Origin of the sequence: Sarcina sp. DSM 11001 (assembly GCF_900101015.1) — a bacterium.
GTDB lineage: Bacteria > Bacillota > Clostridia > Lachnospirales > Lachnospiraceae > CAG-791.
Genome location: NZ_FNFZ01000008.1, coordinates 122,864 through 139,346, shown reverse-complemented (window position 1 = coordinate 139,346; position 16,483 = coordinate 122,864). Strand labels below are relative to the sequence as shown.

Annotated in this window: 15 protein-coding genes; 8 read left to right on the top strand and 7 right to left on the bottom strand. The window is 51.3% G+C overall.

Features of this window, described 5'->3' with window-relative positions:
• Positions 1 to 21: 21 nt before the first annotated feature.
• Positions 22 to 1,605, bottom strand: coding sequence for a recombinase family protein (locus tag BLT02_RS05870; protein WP_092992512.1), 1,584 nt, complete (start codon positions 1,603 to 1,605; stop codon positions 22 to 24).
• Positions 1,563 to 2,795, bottom strand: a complete 1,233-nt coding sequence (locus BLT02_RS05865) for a recombinase family protein (RefSeq protein WP_139187441.1) — start codon at positions 2,793 to 2,795, stop codon at positions 1,563 to 1,565. Before BLT02_RS05865 ends, BLT02_RS05870 begins: the two co-directional genes overlap by 43 nt.
• Here BLT02_RS05865 and BLT02_RS05860 point away from each other — a divergent pair.
• The gene (locus BLT02_RS05860) at positions 2,761 to 3,702 is read left to right on the top strand and encodes a type I restriction-modification enzyme R subunit C-terminal domain-containing protein (protein ID WP_175453703.1); all 942 of its coding nucleotides are present in this window, start codon (positions 2,761 to 2,763) and stop codon (positions 3,700 to 3,702) included. The genes BLT02_RS05865 and BLT02_RS05860 overlap by 35 nt on opposite strands.
• 167 nt (positions 3,703 to 3,869) lie before the next feature.
• On the opposite strand, the gene BLT02_RS05850 is transcribed toward BLT02_RS05860, so the two are convergent.
• Complete coding sequence (locus BLT02_RS05850; protein ID WP_092992505.1) at positions 3,870 to 5,549, bottom strand: DUF6017 domain-containing protein; 1,680 nt, start codon at positions 5,547 to 5,549, stop codon at positions 3,870 to 3,872.
• Positions 5,550 to 6,014: 465 nt separating this feature from the next.
• On the opposite strand from BLT02_RS05850, the gene BLT02_RS05845 reads away from it, so the two are divergent.
• Entirely contained in the window at positions 6,015 to 7,205 is a 1,191-nt protein-coding gene (locus BLT02_RS05845) for an ion transporter (RefSeq protein ID WP_092992503.1), read from the top strand.
• A 109-nt stretch (positions 7,206 to 7,314) separates the two neighbouring features.
• Here BLT02_RS05845 and BLT02_RS05840 read toward each other — a convergent pair whose 3' ends face one another.
• From BLT02_RS05840 to BLT02_RS05830, 3 genes are read right to left on the bottom strand one after another with little or no spacing between them, the layout of a single operon-like run.
• Positions 7,315 to 9,426: a DUF6449 domain-containing protein gene (locus tag BLT02_RS05840; protein ID WP_092992501.1), complete on the bottom strand. Its 2,112-nt coding sequence runs from the start codon at positions 9,424 to 9,426 to the stop codon at positions 7,315 to 7,317.
• Positions 9,398 to 10,303 (bottom strand): ABC transporter ATP-binding protein, encoded by a 906-nt coding sequence (locus BLT02_RS05835; RefSeq protein ID WP_092992499.1) that lies wholly within the window; start codon positions 10,301 to 10,303, stop codon positions 9,398 to 9,400. Before BLT02_RS05835 ends, BLT02_RS05840 begins: the two co-directional genes overlap by 29 nt.
• A 42-nt stretch (positions 10,304 to 10,345) precedes the next feature.
• A complete protein-coding gene (locus tag BLT02_RS05830; protein WP_092992497.1) occupies positions 10,346 to 10,711 on the bottom strand; it encodes a GntR family transcriptional regulator in 366 nt (121 codons plus the stop codon).
• Positions 10,712 to 11,144: 433 nt separating this feature from the next.
• Between BLT02_RS05830 and nadE the strand changes: the two genes are divergently transcribed.
• The 6 genes from nadE to BLT02_RS05800 all read left to right on the top strand — a co-directional run bounded on the left by nadE (position 11,145) and on the right by BLT02_RS05800 (position 15,159).
• Positions 11,145 to 11,924, top strand: a complete 780-nt coding sequence (nadE, locus tag BLT02_RS05825; RefSeq protein WP_092992495.1) for an NAD(+) synthase — start codon at positions 11,145 to 11,147, stop codon at positions 11,922 to 11,924.
• 122 nt (positions 11,925 to 12,046) lie between these two features.
• Entirely contained in the window at positions 12,047 to 12,301 is a 255-nt protein-coding gene (locus tag BLT02_RS05820) for a hypothetical protein (RefSeq protein WP_139187439.1), read from the top strand.
• 47 nt (positions 12,302 to 12,348) lie between these two features.
• A complete protein-coding gene (locus BLT02_RS05815) occupies positions 12,349 to 12,645 on the top strand; it encodes a hypothetical protein (RefSeq protein WP_092992491.1) in 297 nt (98 codons plus the stop codon).
• A gap of 12 nt (positions 12,646 to 12,657) precedes the next feature.
• Entirely contained in the window at positions 12,658 to 13,374 is a 717-nt protein-coding gene (gene lepB, locus BLT02_RS05810) for a signal peptidase I (RefSeq protein ID WP_242869710.1), read from the top strand.
• 390 nt (positions 13,375 to 13,764) lie between these two features.
• Positions 13,765 to 14,160 carry a hypothetical protein gene (locus BLT02_RS05805; protein WP_092992489.1) on the top strand — a complete coding sequence of 132 codons (396 nt, stop codon included), beginning with the start codon at positions 13,765 to 13,767 and terminating at the stop codon, positions 14,158 to 14,160.
• Between the two features lie 225 nt (positions 14,161 to 14,385).
• Complete coding sequence (locus BLT02_RS05800) at positions 14,386 to 15,159, top strand: DUF805 domain-containing protein (RefSeq protein ID WP_092992487.1); 774 nt, start codon at positions 14,386 to 14,388, stop codon at positions 15,157 to 15,159.
• Between the two features lie 295 nt (positions 15,160 to 15,454).
• Here BLT02_RS05800 and BLT02_RS05795 read toward each other — a convergent pair whose 3' ends face one another.
• Complete coding sequence (locus BLT02_RS05795; protein WP_092992485.1) at positions 15,455 to 16,339, bottom strand: MaoC/PaaZ C-terminal domain-containing protein; 885 nt, start codon at positions 16,337 to 16,339, stop codon at positions 15,455 to 15,457.
• Positions 16,340 to 16,483 lie beyond the last annotated feature (144 nt).

Here is a 16,483-nt window from a genome sequence, read left to right as displayed (position 1 = left end):
ACCCGATGAATAATCGGGCTGTCAGGCTTTGACTTCCTGACCGTTTTTGAAGGTGAAGCGGATGTCATCCTTGGCGTAGACCGTGGCGTAATCAACCAGTCCGTGCCAGTTGTCCAGCGTGAATTCCGTCAGAGTGTCGGGCAGCTTTTCAAAGGCGGTGAGGAATGCTTCGTAAGCAGCCCGCTGCGTCTGCCTCTGACTGATTTCTTCCATGACAGTCTCAAGGCGGGCCTTGGCCTTGTCGAAGCGCTGCGTCAGAGCGTCGTACCGTTTCTGGTATTCGGTCTGGTCGAGGGCGACGTGGGCGTTTTCGTAAATGCACTGCTGCACCATATCGGAAACCACCTGTGTCTCCTGAAGGAGATGGTCCTGTTCGGATTCCAGATCCTTGGTATCGAAGAGGACATCCATCATGGCACGTCCGTTGCCAATGACCTCTTCCTTTGTGGAGAGCAGCTTATTTGCAGCGAGGAGGAACGCTGCCTGAACCTCCTCATCCGTCAGGTGCGGAGTGCGGCAGGTATGATCACCATCGTACTTGTGGTTACAGCGCCAGATGGTCTTTTTGTATTTGCTGGTGGAGTGCCAGACCTTGGAGCCATACCAGCAGCCGCATTCACCACATTTGATTTTGCTGGAGAAGGCGTGGACTCCGCTGTGGTATTTCTTTCCCTTGCCGCGCCGTTCGATCTCGCGCTGCACCATCTCAAACACGTCCGGGTCAATGATGGCCTCGTGATTTCCTTCCACGTAGTACTGTGGAATCTCGCCTTCGTTGACCTTTGTCTTTTTGGTCAGGAAATCCACGGTATAAGACTTCTGCAGCAGGGCATCGCCCTTGTACTTCTCGTTCCGGAGGATGCTTTTTACTGTGGAGATGCTCCACTTGGTTTTCCCGCCGGGCGTCAGCACCTTATCCTCGGTGAGCTCCTGCGCGATGCTATGGTAAGTTATCCCCTGAAGGAACATCTGGTAGATCCGCTTAATTGTCACCGCCTGTTCCTGATTGACAATCAGATTTCCGTCCGGGCCTTTGTCGTAGCCGAGGAAACGCTTATAGGCAACGGACACCTTGCCGTCTGCAAACCGCTTTCTCTGACCCCAGGTGCAGTTCTCGGAAATGCTCCGGCTTTCCTCCTGTGCCAGTGAAGACATGATCGTCAACAGCAGTTCTCCCTTGCCGTCAAACGTCCAGATGTTTTCCTTCTCGAAATAGACCTCGATGCCTTTTTCCTTGAGCTGGCGAATGGTGGTCAGGCTGTCGACCGTGTTACGGGCAAATCGGCTGACTGACTTTGTGACGATGAGGTCGATCTTGCCGTCCAGCGCATCAGCGACCATTGTCCGGAAGCCTTCGCGCCGCTTGGTGCTGGTGCCGGTGATGCCTTCGTCGGTATAGACCTGAACAAACTCCCAATCGTCCCGGCTCTTGATGTATTTGGTGTAGTAATCGATCTGCGCCTCGTAGCTCGTGAACTGATCGTCGTGATCGGTCGAGACACGGGCGTAACCGGCTACCCGGCGCTTTTTCTGCTCAGTGATCGGAGCAGAGGTGAAGCGCGTCAGGGTTGCTGGGATCGTTTTGACTTTCCTGTGCTGTGCCAATATCTCTCCCTCCTTACCTTCTTCATGGTTTCGCTCATTCTCTGCCGCCGTTCTTCTGTAAAGGAAGCGCTGATGGCGTCACCCTGTTTTTTCCTGCGTTCTTCCGTCCACTTGGGCATCCGGCGCTTTGTGCTGTAGGTCATTGCCTTGCAGGTGCCGTTCTTCAAAAAGAAGGTGATGTGGCCTCCGGGTGCGATGTCTACGTGGTCGACCAGATCCGTGAAGGCGGCGTCGTCAAATGCGGAAAGGCCAAGCGCCTCGGCTGCCAGCCCCTTCAGGACATCCTCGTGGATGCAGTTGTTGCTGCATTCCTTGGTGGTCGCGCAGGCAAATAGGTAATATTTCTCTCCGGTGCTTCTCTTGCGAGTCTGCCGCCTGTAGTTGTTTCCGCATTCTGCACACTTGATCTTGGCAGTGAAGCAGGAGGCTCCCTTCGGATTCGTACCGTTCTTCCTGCGCTGCTCGGAAACCTTGTCCCGGTATTCCTGTGTCCAGCAGTCCTGATGGCCGGTTGGCGTGCAGTCCTTCGGTATGACCCTGCCGTCCTTCAAGTGGATCTCGATCTGGTAGCGTTTGGGAACTTCGATGTGTTCTACCTGCGCGAGGAAGGCGGTCTCATCAAACTCGTCTAAGCCGAGGGCGTCCGCGCAGGCCATCCTCAGCTTGTCGTCCCGGATGCCGCCTCTGACCGGGCAGCGGCCATCCTTCTTCTTGGTAGTGCCGCACTTCCAGTAATTCTCGGTGCCGTTCTTGCGTTTGCGGATGTGGTGCATGTAGCTGAAGCCGCAGTAGGGGCATTTGATCTTGCCGGTGAAGCAGCAGGTGTTCAGGCTCTTGTTGGCAAGGGCACCGAGCTTGCGGCGTCTGGCCATCTCGTCCTGCACATATTGGAAGGTCTCCATGTCGATGATCGCCTCATGGGTGTTCTCCACAAAGTACTGCGGAAGCTCGCCCTTGTTCTTCCGGCGCTTCTTCGTGATGGGATCTTCGATGTACTCCTTCTGCAGAAGCAGGTTCCCGGTGTAGGTGATGTTGGAGAGAACAACCTTGATGTTGGAATCGCACCATTTGCATCCGGCCTTTGTGGTGATGCCCTCGCCGTTCAGCTCGCGCTCCGTTTCCAGACGTGACTTGCCGTCAAGGAAATTCTGGAAGATGCGCTTTACGATGGCCGCTTCCTCCGGAACCACCACAAGATGGTCGTCCTCCCATAACTATAACACCCTTACATATGAAGATACATTGCTGGTCCGGAGTGAACTGGCTCCATTAATCGAACCGGAGCCAGATGATGCAACGGCCCTTCGTTTTGATGCCTTGATGTACGGAATCGAACTGGCATTCCTTGCAGGAAAGAAATATGTAAGAGCCAGACATGATTTGATGACCAAGGTTGCCGGAATAGCAAGTGTCGCAAACATTCCGGAGATTATGGCTCAGTCAGAATTGATTGATAAGATACTTCATACCGATTACGTAGAGAATGCCGGAATCAATGAGTTTGAACACATCCGCGAAAACCTTCGTGACCTGATGAAATATCTGCCGAAAAAAAGGGTACGGTACGATACGGATTTTGATGACCAGATTCTGTCCATGGAATGGAAAGAGTCAGAATTGGAAAATGACGACCTGAAGAACTATAAGGCAAAAGCAGAGTATTATATCCGTCAGCACCAGGATAAGGGCGTGATCCATAAGCTGAAGACCAACAGGCCGTTGACATCTGACGATGTAAAGGCATTGGAGGAGATCCTCTGGAGCGAGGTCGGCACCAAAGAGGACTATGAAGCAGAATATGGTAGCAAGCCTCTGGGTGAGTTCGTCCGTGAGATTGTCGGACTGGATATGAATGCAGCCAAGGAAGCTTTTGCTGAATATTTGAACGATACCAGCCTGGACAGCCGGCAGATTTATTTTGTGAACCAGATCGTAGAATTTATCGTCCATAACGGCATGATGAAGGATCTTTCCGTACTGCAGGAACCTCCCTTTAATGCCATGGGAAGCGTTGTCGAGGTCTTCACAGATACCAGCATCTGGATGGGTATAAAGAGTGCAATAGAAAGAGTTAATGCAAATGCATTAGCGGCATGACCTTTATGTGAAGATAAAGGCCAAAAACCTTAATAGCAAAAGGATTTGTCAGTTTTACTAAAAACACCCCTTTCAGTATTTTACTGAAACCTGCTGTAACGGTGAAACCTGCTTGCTGCATGGTATGTTCTGCAAGTATCAGGTACTTGAAAAACGCAATGGTCATATTATGGCTCTTCTCCATACAGGTCTGCATTGACCTCCGCAGATATAAAGTTGCTGACAGTATTGACCGCATTGTAGAGGGCAGTCCGCAGGTAGGCGTGCATGTTCCTGATGCGGCTGGTGGTGTGGTCCATGGATTCAAGGACATAGCGGATGCAGGAGTAGTCCAGCTTCATGTACTGGGCGTGAATCAGGGCAGGCGGAACAGTCAGATCGCCGATATGCAGACTCCGGCTGGGAAAGGCGATTGCTTCGGTAATCAGGTTGACGATTTCATCGATATTGTCCTTGCGGCCCGGATAATCCTGGATCAGGCGTTCGTACGAGATGTTTTCCCTGACCATGGCATGAGTCAGATAGTAGTCCTCGAGTTGATCGATCTGCTGATCGATTGGGCTGGTCATGTCCGGATTTCGGTCGTCAACAGGTTGGCTGAGCGTTTGCTTTGGGTTCAGTGCCTTTTGATTCTTATTTGAGGTAGATTTATGGCTGCCTTTATCCATCCCATCCATCTTTTGATTTGTCGCAGGAGCAGGAGAGGGCACAGAGCAGGGAGTTGTCTCTGCTGATGGATAGATAGGATTAATAATATTAGTCTTTATAGAGTTATTCTTAATACATTCCGATTTTCGGAATTCTTGAATTCGGCTTTTCGGAATCCTTGAATTCCGATTTTCAGAATTCTGATTTTCAGAATTCTGGTTTTGGCATGAAAAATCCTGTTTAGAAACAGAGTCACACTCAGTGGAAGCTAATTCAGAAACCGCATAAGGACGCGGAAAATCGACGATATTATCTGCTGATTCGGGCTCTTCGGAAGGGACTTTCCTGAATTCGGGTTCCGGCAGGAGGCAAGAGAGGTCTTTATTCATAGGGGCGGGACTGAGAGCAGAGCTTCCGGAAGTCATGGGAGAGGCATCTGTGTTTATCGGAGCATGGTTTGCAGCCATGGCAGGGAGGCCTTGTCCATGGCAGATGGCGCTTTCTTTAGAGATGTTATAGGGGACATTACCGGGTAAAGAACCGAATCCTATGCCTATATTCCCTTGACTATTATCACTCTGGGAATGTGGTGAGCAGCCGGGAGAATTTACAGGATGTCCGGCAGGCATACTTTGGTGTCCGGAAAACTGCTGGGAATACCCGGCGGGCATGCTCTGATACCTGTCAGAAGACGAAGTGGGTGCGCCGGACTGGAAATAAGGGGAATAGGGAACTGTATTTGTATTTCCGAAAGATGACATATTCGGTACTTTGTCGGGATCTTCATGGTCTCCGGCGAGTTTTCGGACAGGATCATTCTCATCTGTGTTTTCGACGTAGAAGTCTTTCACGTAGATGATGGTGGATTTTCCCTGGCCCTGGCGCTTCTTGTGAATGAGGCCGATGCCGTTTCCGGTGTCGTCCAGCTCGCGTAGGAGCTTGACAGCTTTTTCGTTTCCGCAGTTCATGGTTCGGCGGATCTTCTCGATGGAGAGGCGGACATAGACGTAGCCGTTCTCGTCTACCCAGCTGTTCTCGCGGGAGAGACGGGTCAGATCCAGCAGGATGGCATAGAGGATCTTGGCGTCGGCGGAAACATTCTTGAAGTAGTCCTCTGTGACGAGGTTTTTGGGCAGCATAAAATAGGAGTAGCGCTCTGCCTCCCGGATGTTCATGTAGCTGAAATGGACTTTACGCATGAGCGGCCTCCTTTCCGGAAGCCTCCGATTTTTTTCTGCAGGGCTTGCAGTTTTGGATTTGAACGGCTACAATGCCGTCATAGACGTGATGTGTGCTGATTCTTTTTTGTTTCATTGGGCCTCCCGATCAATTTGACCGGAAGTAATCAAATTGTAGGTAGTTTTCTGAAAATTCAGTAAATTTGCGTGAGTATTTGCGTGACAAATGTCCAGTGCCGCAAAACCTCCTATTCTTACTGTAATTTCGAAAATTCTGGAGTCTTCAAATCTGGTTGGCACCTCTGAACATAGCCGTATGAGCAGTTTGCTCATACGGTTTTTTGTATATTGCATGCTTATTTGTGTATAATAGTTCTGACATGATTTTGTTGACATGTCTTTGAAAAACAAGACATGTCAACCCGCATTCTGCGCGCAAGACTCGCGAGCGAGTCTTGAAAGATCTCGGGAGGGATATATTCCGGCATGACTAAAAATACTACAAGGGAAAAGCTGTTCAGGATGGTTTCTGTCGGCGTGATCGACGAACCGGTGAATCAGGCTTACGATATCATCAGTACCGGTGCGCTGCTTCTGAATCTTGCGGCGAGTATTCTGCTGACTTTTGAACATATCAGTAAGTGTTATGGAGGTCTTCTTCTTTTACTGGAGTCAGCAACCGTTCTTTTTTTCGGAATTGATTACGTTCTCAGACTCATCACTGCAAACTATTTGTACCCTGATTCAAATGAGAGGGATTCCCTGATCAGGTATGTTTTTTCAGCAGCAGGGATCATAGATCTTCTTTCCTTCCTGCCGTATTATCTGCCTGTCTTTTTTCCGGCAGGGCTGGCTGTTTTCAGAATGTTCCGCGTAGTCAGGATCTTCCGACTTTTCAGGATCAATGCCTACTATGATTCTCTCAATGTGATCACAGAAGTCATTGTCAGCAAGAAACAGCAGCTCTTGTCCTCGGTTTTCATTATCCTTACCCTGATGCTGGCTTCCAGCCTGTGTATGTACAGCCTGGAGCATGAGGCGCAGCCGGATGTTTTCAGGAATGCTTTTTCCGGAATCTGGTGGTCCGCGGCTACACTGTTCACTGTAGGTTATGGTGATATATATCCGGTGACCACCCTGGGAAAAGTGTTCAGCATTGCCATCACCTTCCTTGGAGTTGGTATGGTAGCGATTCCGACCGGTATTATTTCTGCCGGTTTTGTTGAACAGTATTCTCAGTTTAAACGAATCGGGGATTATGGGATTGAACAGGATCTGCGCTTTATCCGGTTCTCTCTGTCAAGGCAGGACCGCTGGATCGGCCGTTCCATCGAGAGTCTCGGGCTCCCGCAGGGATGCATCATCTCCGCCATTCAAAGGGGGACAGAGATCATTGTCCCGTCAGGTGATGTCGTTCTCACACCGGGGGATATCGTGACCATCGGGGCAGAACCGGCAGGAAGCGAAGTTCCATTAAACATCAGGGAAATCACCCTTCGCAAAAATCATCCATGGGCAGGAAGCACCCTGAACGATCTGGACATTTCCCGTCAATCCTTCGTTATCCTGATAAAACGGGGCGGAGCTTCCGTGAAGCCCCGCCCTGATCTCACCCTTCAGGAGGGTGACCGTGTGTTCCTTCTTTCGAAGGGAAAAATAGGCAAACTTGAGTTTTGAGGTGATCAATACTCCTCGGGACTGAAGAGGCTGTTGAAAATCAATACTCCTCGGGACCGAAGAGGCTGTTAAAATCAATACTCCTCGGGACTGAAGAGACTGTTGAAAATCAATACTCCTCGGGGCTGAAGAGGCCGTTAAAAACGGACCAGTCCATGGTGTCGAGGCGGTCCCGGTCCTCTCTGGAGATGTTCGGGTCGCTGTAGTCGGGCAGAGTGTCATGATCGAGGGAATCCACCCAGACAGCATTGTCTTTCAGGAAAGCAATGGTATGGCTGAAGGAAGAATATACTTCACAGTTCATTTCATAGTTTTCCAGTTCAGGATCCTGCAGACCGGCCCTGTCTGCCTGACTCCCGATCCGGGTTTCGGGTGTCGGCATTCCTGAAGCGGGACCGGTCCTGCACGTCTGGATCCTGATGCAGATCCGTCCGACAGGGCGTTCGCTGCGGGCAAAAGAGTAGGAGAACTGCTCAAGGTCGAGCAGATAAGCTTTCCGAAAAGCTTCATAGGTTTCTTTGTTTAAGCGGAGAGTTCCGGGAGACTCTTCTCCGTTCGTATAATCCAGGGTCAGAAATTCGGCATTGCTCCTGGCGATATCATCATGGCAGATGCTGAAGGTGCCTTCTCTGAAAGCCTGCGTGCCTGTGACGGCATCCATCATGGCCGGATCGGCGGAGGAGGGGACCGAGAACTGGCGGGAGATGGTTTTCCCGTTTTTCATCCTGTATACGGCTGTAAACAAGAAGTCCTGGTTCGGTTTATTCTCTGAGAGGATCTCATAGGAACCCATATCGATGGTCTGAACAGATGAGGTGCCTGTGGTATCTGTGCTTCCATCTCCCGAAGAAGCGGTTTCATCCCCTGAAGAAGCGCGGTAAAACGGATTGTGTTCAGAGCGCCTGCGTGTGTATTCCTGCCCCAGTTCTGCGATGGTGATCACATCCTCAACATTTTTCAGGTGCATGAAACGATTTCCAAAGGTCACGGGATCCAGATAGTGGCCTTTCTCATCGTACAGGGGACTGTCGTTATTGCGGCAGATCAGTGCTGCATCCTCAACCTTATCGGGATCCGGAAGATAGCGGTCGTATCCTGCGATATCGAAGAGGAAGCCCAGGAAGACAGCAAGGGTAATGACCAGGGACAGGGCGATTTCCAGTGGATGCCGGAAAAGGGCCCGGAAATCATAGTCATAGATGATCTGCATGATGCAGGCTGTCAGCAGGGTAAACAGGACCATCCACAGAACAGCCAGGGGAGTGCTGTTCTGGATCGAGGCAAGGAGCAGACCGATAAAGAGGCCGGCCATGACCGCGGTCGCGACGCGGACCACTGACCTGACAGGGCCGAAGACAACAGCAGTGCCGGCGCATTCGTTTCGGCGCAGCCTGTAGCAGAGGAATGCGAGCAGAAAATACAGGGCAGCCAGTGCCAGGAGACGGCCAATGCACTCCGCAGTCGAGCCCACGGAATAGTGGTACAGAGGGGTAAAGATATTCTCGACCAGAATACCGGGCTTATTGCCGTCATAGGTCGCCAGAAATTCGCTGCAGTATCCGGCCAGGATCATTTTGAGCTCCAATTCATAAAACATAAGGACGAGGAAAGCCAGCCCGGCCACGATGATGTTTCCAGTCAGCATGGCGGAAAGGACGCCCAGGCCGTACACACATACAAACAGGGCGATGACCCGCAGGGTCTGCACCGCGGCTTCGATAACGATCCCGCGCGTGAGTCCTCCCATCGCTCCGGCGATGACCAGACCGATCTCCAGCGTGATCAAATAAGAAAACAGAAAATACAGGAAGCTGGAGACGCAGATGTCCCAAAAGCGTTTCGCCCGGGAAACCGGCTGGCTCTCGTAAAAATCCACCTCCCGCCGGTTGTCCATCCAGGCAAATCCTTCGATCGCAAGGACTGCGGCCAGGAATGGCACCAGCATCCAGCTGAATATGGAATTATAACCCATCACTCCCGAGATTCCTTCCCCGAGCGCGGAGAGACGCTCTGCGGCTGTGAAGCCCCGGCCTCCCGCAGAAGCTTCCAGGTCCTGAAGAATGTTTGAAAGAACGGTCGCCGTTCCGGCCACATGATAGAGCAGATAGGATACGAAGGTCAGCGCTGCCGGCCAGAGCCTGCGCCGGAACAGCTCCCGCTGCCGTCTGATGAAGCCGGCAGTGCTTCTATTGTCAATTGAGGATGAAGTTCTTGATGTCATAACCGACTACCTCCGTTTCACTTATGAAGATTTCTTCCAGGGTGAGAGGAAGGATCTCAAAAAAGACCGTGTCGATACTTTCAAAACGCGCTTCCATCTCTTCCCGGGGAGCGCGTACTGTGATCATGTGGAGCTTGCCGCGGGTGGAGTGATCGAGGACTTCCAGGCCGCCGAGCACTTTTTCAGTGTCTGCCTCGTCAGAAAAGACGCACTGCACCTTGGACAGACCAAGCTTCATGGAAGCAAGATCCCGGGACAGAAGAAGCCCTCCGCTGTGCAGCAGACCGACATGGTCGCAGATGTCCTCCAGCTCACGCAGGTTGTGGGAGGCGATGACCGGCGTCAGGCCCCGCTCGGACATATCATTGGCAAAAATACTCTTGACAGCCTGGCGCATCACCGGATCCAGACCGTCGAAGGTTTCGTCGCACAACAGATACTGCGCATTGGAGCACAGCCCGCACAGGACAGCGAGCTGTTTTTTCATGCCTCTGGAATAATGCTGGATCCTCCGTTTTGGATCCAGACTGAAATCCCCCAGCAGCCTGTCGAACCTCACCGCGTCAAACGCGGGATAGACAGTCTGATAATATCTGCTCATGTCGCGGGCGTTTCCATTCCTGAAAAAATAGGGATCATCCGGGATAAAGAAAATCTGTTCCTTCACGTCCGGATGGTCGTAGACCGGCTGCCCGGATACCTCGATCTTCCCGGCATCCTGACGAAGGATCCCGCTTATCAGCCGCAGGAGCGTGCTCTTGCCCGCGCCGTTGGTCCCGACCAGCCCGAATACCTGCCGGTCTTCAATATCCAGGGATACGTCGTTTACCGCAGTGACCGCCCCGAATCTTTTTTTGACATTTTTTATCTGAATCATTGCACATATTCTCCTGTTTCATATAAGTTTCCTGAAAATACTTCATTCCGGAAAAGGCCAGCCGGCCTCCCGCAGAAGCCCTTCCGGATCTATGCCGACCTCCCGGGCCTCCTTCAGCAGAGCGCAGAGCTCGTCCCTCAGCTCTTCGCGCTTTTTATCCTGAAGCACACCGGCGCTGCTGCTGACGAAACTTCCCCGGCCCCGCACGGAATACAGAAAACCCTGCCGCTCCAGTTCCATATAAGCCCGCTGAACGGTGTTGGGGTTGGTCGAAAGCTCCATCGCGAGCTTGCGGACAGACGGCATCTGTTCGTCGGGAGACAGGACCTCCTTCAGAATCAGCATTTTGTAGCGTTCAACGATCTGCTCATAGATCGGCCGGCTGTCCTGATAATTGATGAAATTCAAACCGGACCTCCTTCCAGGGAATATTTCCACACTTCAGTGCCATGGGCAAGTGCCCGCAAACATGTATGATGAAAACTACGCGCTGCTTCGCGCGTCCCGCGCTCCCACATCGGTCCAAACATTCGCACCTCACCCCGCTGCGGCCGCCTTGGCGGCCTTGCGTTGCTCTGTGCTCATGTTTGGACGCTCGTCAAATGTCCGATAATGCTCGAGCGGGCTCGGCATTTGCGGCCGCTTGACTCGCTGTTTTCATCATGCTGTATTAACTGTATTAAGAATACTAGTACAGTTGGGCGGGGCTGTCAATATGCTCGATATAAAAATGGGATACAAAAATGGGATATAAAAATGCAGGTTTCACACTACCAAAGAAAATGCAAATAGTGTTATACTGATTACATCAATGATCCAGCCAAAACGCAGGAGGTTAGATATGCTCAAAAACCCTGAAAAGACAAAAGAAAAAATTGTGCAGTGGATTCGTGATTATTTCGCAGCAAACGGGCCGTCCTGCAGTGCCGTGATCGGTATTTCAGGAGGTAAGGACTCGAGCGTGGCGGCGGCGCTTTGCGCGGAGGCGCTCGGGAAGGACAGGGTCGTCGGTGTCCTGATGCCGCGCGGCGTACAGCCGGACATTTCCGACAGCCAGCTGCTGGTGGACACACTCGGCATACCATATGTGGAGATCAATATCGGTGCAGCTGCAGACGCCCTGGAGAAGACGCTGGAGGAAAACGCGAAGCTCCAGCAGATCTGCGGAAGAGAAGAGATGGCGAGGGAGGCCAAGATCAATCTGCCGCCCAGGATCCGCATGGCGACGCTCTATGCCGTCGCTCAGAACCTGCCCAATGGCGGCCGTGTGGTCAACACCTGCAACGCGTCTGAGGATTATGTCGGCTATTCCACGAAATACGGGGATGCCGCCGGTGATTTCAGCCCGCTCTCCGAGCTGCTGGTGCATGAAGTGCTCCAGGTCGGTGATACACTGGGCCTGCCTGAGCAGCTGGTCCGCAAGACTCCTTCTGACGGTCTGAGCGGAATGAGCGATGAGGACAAGCTCGGGTTTACCTACAGCATGCTGGACCACTATGTACTCACGGGAGACTGCCCTGATCCGGATAAAAAAGCCCGCATCGACAGGCTGCACGTGCTCAATCTCCATAAACTGAGACTGATGCCCAAATTTGAGCTCGAAGAGGCAGACAGGTCATAGGCCGTATCAGAGAGCCTTTTACTTTTCGACAAAAAACGGGAAATGACAGCGGTCCTGCAGATGGAGTTATTTCCAAATGGAGCTCTTTCCAAATTGAGCTTCTGCTGATGGAGCTTCTGCTGATGGAGCTTCTGCTGATGGAGCTTCTGCCGATGGAGTTCCTGCCGATGGAGCTTCTGCTGATGGAGTTCCTGCCGATGCAGTTTCTGCCAGGGAATGTTGTCTGTGGGACCTGTGGAGGTAGATGCGTTTTTTCAGGCTGTACACCGGTAAAATGTAATGGTATACTAAAGAGTACCGCTGAAGAAAGCGAATTAGCACCTTGCTTTGACGGTTTTTTAGACACGCCTTGTTTTATACTTCTGATAAGTGGATAAAAGGGCGGGGTCCGGCATTTTGAGGACGGATCAGAAAGGACGCGTGAATGAGCACGGAAAAAAACAGTAATAAGCAGGCATCCTTTGGCAAACTCTTTGGAAGCGCAAAAAAATCCTCAAAGGGCAAGTCGAGCAGCGGACGCAACTCTGAAGAGGATATCAGGAAACTGACAAGAACGGAGCTCCTTGAGCTTCTGATCGATGAGACAAAAGAGGCGGACCGCCTTCGGGCAGAGAACGAGCGCCTTTCGGAAGAACTGCAGAAATGCCACGATGACCTTGACCGCGTAGCTTCTTTTGAGGCAGTGATCGCGCGTCTGGAGTCGATCGTGAACGGAAAATGATGAGGGAAAAGAATGAGCGGAACTGAGAACAGAGAGACCGCAGGAGCTGAGCTTCAAAATGACGGGACCATACAGCAGAATATGGAAAAGAGCGCAGAGACTGTGAAAGCCGGAGACAGGGCGGGAAGAAGGAAGAAAAGCGGTTCATCCGCAAAAACGCCTGTCAAACGTCCGCCGCTCAAGGATCTCGAGGGAGAACTGCAGCGTGAGCGCTATAAATCGCGTTACAGGCGTGTCCTCAGGAGCACGGTGTTTACGCTGGTCACAGTCGCAGCGGCAGCTATCCTTGTCGCGACGCTCTGGATGCCGGTACTGCAGATTTACGGCGCCTCCATGACCCCCACCCTTACAGACGGCGACATCGTGATCTCGCGCAAGGTCAGAAATCTGAAACAGGGTGACATTGTCGCCTTCTATTACAACAACCGTATTCTGGTCAAGAGATATATTGCCAATGCCGGCGACTGGGTGGACATCGATGAGGACGGCAATGTGTATGTCAACGGTGAGCTCCTGGATGAACCTTATGTTTATGAAAAAGCACTGGGAGAGTGCAACATAGAACTGCCCTACCAGGTTCCGGAAAACCGTATTTTTGTGCTGGGAGACCATCGAAGCGTCTCAATTGATTCGAGAAGCTCTTCAGTCGGCTGTGTTGCGGAGGATCAGATCGTAGGAGAACTCGTCTTCTGCGTATGGCCCTTCAGCAATCTGGGAATCATCAGGTAGCGATCGCCGGACATAGAACGCGGAGCAGGAACCTGCAGGAAGCGATCCCCGCACAGAGAACGCGGAGCGGGAACCTGCAGGCAGGAGATTGCGGAGCAGAGACCGGCAGGCAGCGATTTATTTAGTGTAAAGGGAAGGACAGGATTAGTCAGATCCCACAAATTGAATAAACCCGATTGTGATCTACAGCCGTCATATACAGCCTTTGGGCAGTGCATGGCGGCTGTAGTTATTAAAAAATACCTTTTCTGTATGAAGGGTTTTATGTTATAATGGCTTTCGTGCGTGACGCTCAGGGCGGTTTACAGCGCTAAAGAAAGAATAAGTAAGAGCAGGTATAAGTAAAAGAAGTAAGTAAAAAACAGAAAAACAGCGGAGGAAGAGGCAGAGATGTCCAACACAGTTAAAATCAAGAACAGGAAGAAAAAGAGTGAGATAAAGGTCAATTACAAACTTTTGGCAATCATCTTTGGTATATTTGTGGCAGTGATCGTCGGACTGTCAGTCTGGGCGTCCTTTCACTGGGGAGTCGGCATGGGAACGATCGGTGTGCGCCCTGTAACGCCGGAGGAGCCTGCCGTGGCAGCAACCGGAGCGACTGTCGATGCCGCCTCTGAGTTTTCTACGGACAACGTGATCACAGTGACCCCTGAGCAGCTCGAAAAGATGGGCATTAACGTGAACGGAGCAGCGGCAGAGGGTGCTGAGGCAGTTGAGGAAGCTGCTGAAGAAGCCGGAGCTGATGCGGCCGCAGCGGACCAGGAGGCTCAGGAAGCAGAGAAGTAAGAGATTTCTTTTCGGAGACAGTATTCCGGAATGAAATACTACTGCCGGGAGAGGGTGATGTAGTATTATCCCGGAGCAAGCTGTGCGTATACATGTACATGAATATAAATGAATATGCTTGAACATGGATGAACATGGATGAACATGTATGTGTATGAATGTATGTGTATGAAAAGAAAGGATGAATATAGCAGCCTGTCTTGAGAAGGATAGAGGAGGCAGATTATGGCAATATGTGCGAATTGTGGAAAAGAAATTGATGAAGGCGCGAAATTCTGCACCAACTGCGGCGCTCCTGTACAGCATATGCAGGCGCCCGCTCAGGCAGAACCCCTTGTACCCCAGGACTCTCCGTCCCAGAACATAAACGATTCAAATTTATTTGATAACAACGTGACAGGTGAGACAGGTGCCGCAGGTTCTTTCGGGTCAGCTCCTGATTCCGGTTCCGATACTTTCGGGACTTCTGCCGGGTCTGGTTCTGATTTTTCCGGAACCTCTTCAGATTCTGCCGGGACAACTTATGGATCCGGAACCGCTTCTTACGGGACAGCTCCTGAAAATGCAGCTGTCTATGCAGCAGGAACAGCCGGCAGTTTTACTATAGTTCCGAAACCTTCCTTTATTGAAGCAGTAACGACCTGCTTTAAAAAATACGCGACCTTCAGTGGACGCGCCCGCAGAAGCGAGTACTGGTATTTTGCGCTGTTTATTGTGATCTGCCAGGCACTGCTCTCTGCGATCGGGAATGCCATCTTAGGGGTTCCGGATGACGGAGGAACTAACATTCTGCAGACTATCTTTAATTTTGCGGTTCTTATTCCCCAGATTTCGGTATTCTGGCGCCGTATGCACGACATAGGTAAAAAAGGAACCTGGTTTTTCCTTGCCCTTATCCCCGTGATCGGCTGGATCATCATTCTGATCTGGGAATGCAAAGACAGCGAACCCGGTGAGAACGAGTATGGAATGAGCCCCAAATACCCGACGGTACAATAATGATCACTGATCATAATGCACACTGATTATATTGTATTGATATAAGCCTGGTTTTGATTATAAACAGAAAAGCAGACTGCCCTGTACATTCAGTCGGGGCAGTCTGCTTTTTTACAAGTTGAGTTACAAGTAGTGTTAACAAGTAGAGTTAACAAGTTGAGTTTATTAGTTGAGTTTATAAGTTGAAATTACAAATTGAATTTACAGTTGAGACTGGCGTTATGGAAATGAAATCAGGATAACCATTTATACTGTATCCATAACTGTAGAGACGAAAGATTCCCGGCCCCGTATTTTATTTCCACTCAAATACGCCACGGTTGAGGACGGGCTTGCCCGTGGTCTGGTTCATGAAGCGGAAGTAGGCCTTGTGGTCGTCGATCTTCCAGACCTGGAGCTGGACGGGAGTGCCGGGCAGGAGCGGACTGCTCATCTGGGCGGCCATGCGGGCTGCTCTCTCGGGCTCGCCGGGGATCAGATATCCGACCAGCATGCGGCAGGAGAACCCAAAGGAGCACAGGCCCTGGATGATGGGCTCGTCGAACTTCATGTTTTTCGCGTAGTCCGGATCCACATGGATCAGGTTGGTGTCACCGGTCAGGCGGTACAGCAGGTTCTGGGTCTCACTGATGTAATCGTCCTCGGTGTAGTCCGGCTCGCGGTCCGGGATGACGATATCGCTCTTGGGCATGGGCTTGCCGCCGAAGCCGCCGGCCTCATGGAAGAAGGTCGTGGAGTAGTTGGTGCAGACAGCCTGACCGGCCTCGTCGCGGACCAGGACCTTGGTCTTGACGACGGCGCCTTTGCCTTCGCCCCTGTCGTAGACATCAGTGATCTCATCCTGCCACTGGAAGGTGCCCTTAATGGGATCGATCGGTTTATGCCAGATGATCTCATGGTCCATGTTCAGAAACGCGATCGTGGGCTTGATGATCTCATCCGCCAGCATGGAAGCGGGCAGCGGCATCCACTGATAAGGCTTGACATTTACGGTTCCCCAGTAAGGGATGGTTCCATAAGTCGGGATTGCCTTGAGGTATTTCTCATAGGTGTACATCAGGTCTTTTTTCTTTGCTCCGACTGCCAGAGCATAGAGAGCGATGTCCCGCCAGTTATATTCCATATAGCGGGGCTCCATTTTCTTTCCAACGAGAAGTTCATCAAGTTTCGGGACTGCCATGATTCTGTCTCCTTTCCAAAATGCGTTAAAAATACCTGAGAAATACGTTATAATCAAACAGGTGTATCTAGTTATTTTCGTTATTTCGTCCGTTGCGGTGTTTTGTATTGCATTTGTACATTTATTATTGTACTCCTGAAAGAA

Coding starts and splice junctions, on each gene's coding strand:
- BLT02_RS05860 (WP_175453703.1), top strand. CDS start 2,761: ATGCGCTTTACGATGGCCGCTTCCTCCGGAACCACCACAAGATGGTCG.
- BLT02_RS05850 (WP_092992505.1), bottom strand. CDS start 5,549: ATGCGTAAAGTCCATTTCAGCTACATGAACATCCGGGAGGCAGAGCGC.
- BLT02_RS05845 (WP_092992503.1), top strand. CDS start 6,015: ATGACTAAAAATACTACAAGGGAAAAGCTGTTCAGGATGGTTTCTGTC.
- BLT02_RS05840 (WP_092992501.1), bottom strand. CDS start 9,426: ATGACATCAAGAACTTCATCCTCAATTGACAATAGAAGCACTGCCGGC.
- BLT02_RS05835 (WP_092992499.1), bottom strand. CDS start 10,303: ATGATTCAGATAAAAAATGTCAAAAAAAGATTCGGGGCGGTCACTGCG.
- nadE (WP_092992495.1), top strand. CDS start 11,145: ATGCTCAAAAACCCTGAAAAGACAAAAGAAAAAATTGTGCAGTGGATT.
- BLT02_RS05820 (WP_139187439.1), top strand. CDS start 12,047: ATGGAGCTTCTGCTGATGGAGCTTCTGCCGATGGAGTTCCTGCCGATG.
- BLT02_RS05815 (WP_092992491.1), top strand. CDS start 12,349: ATGAGCACGGAAAAAAACAGTAATAAGCAGGCATCCTTTGGCAAACTC.
- lepB (WP_242869710.1), top strand. CDS start 12,658: ATGAGCGGAACTGAGAACAGAGAGACCGCAGGAGCTGAGCTTCAAAAT.
- BLT02_RS05805 (WP_092992489.1), top strand. CDS start 13,765: ATGTCCAACACAGTTAAAATCAAGAACAGGAAGAAAAAGAGTGAGATA.
- BLT02_RS05800 (WP_092992487.1), top strand. CDS start 14,386: ATGGCAATATGTGCGAATTGTGGAAAAGAAATTGATGAAGGCGCGAAA.
- BLT02_RS05795 (WP_092992485.1), bottom strand. CDS start 16,339: ATGGCAGTCCCGAAACTTGATGAACTTCTCGTTGGAAAGAAAATGGAG.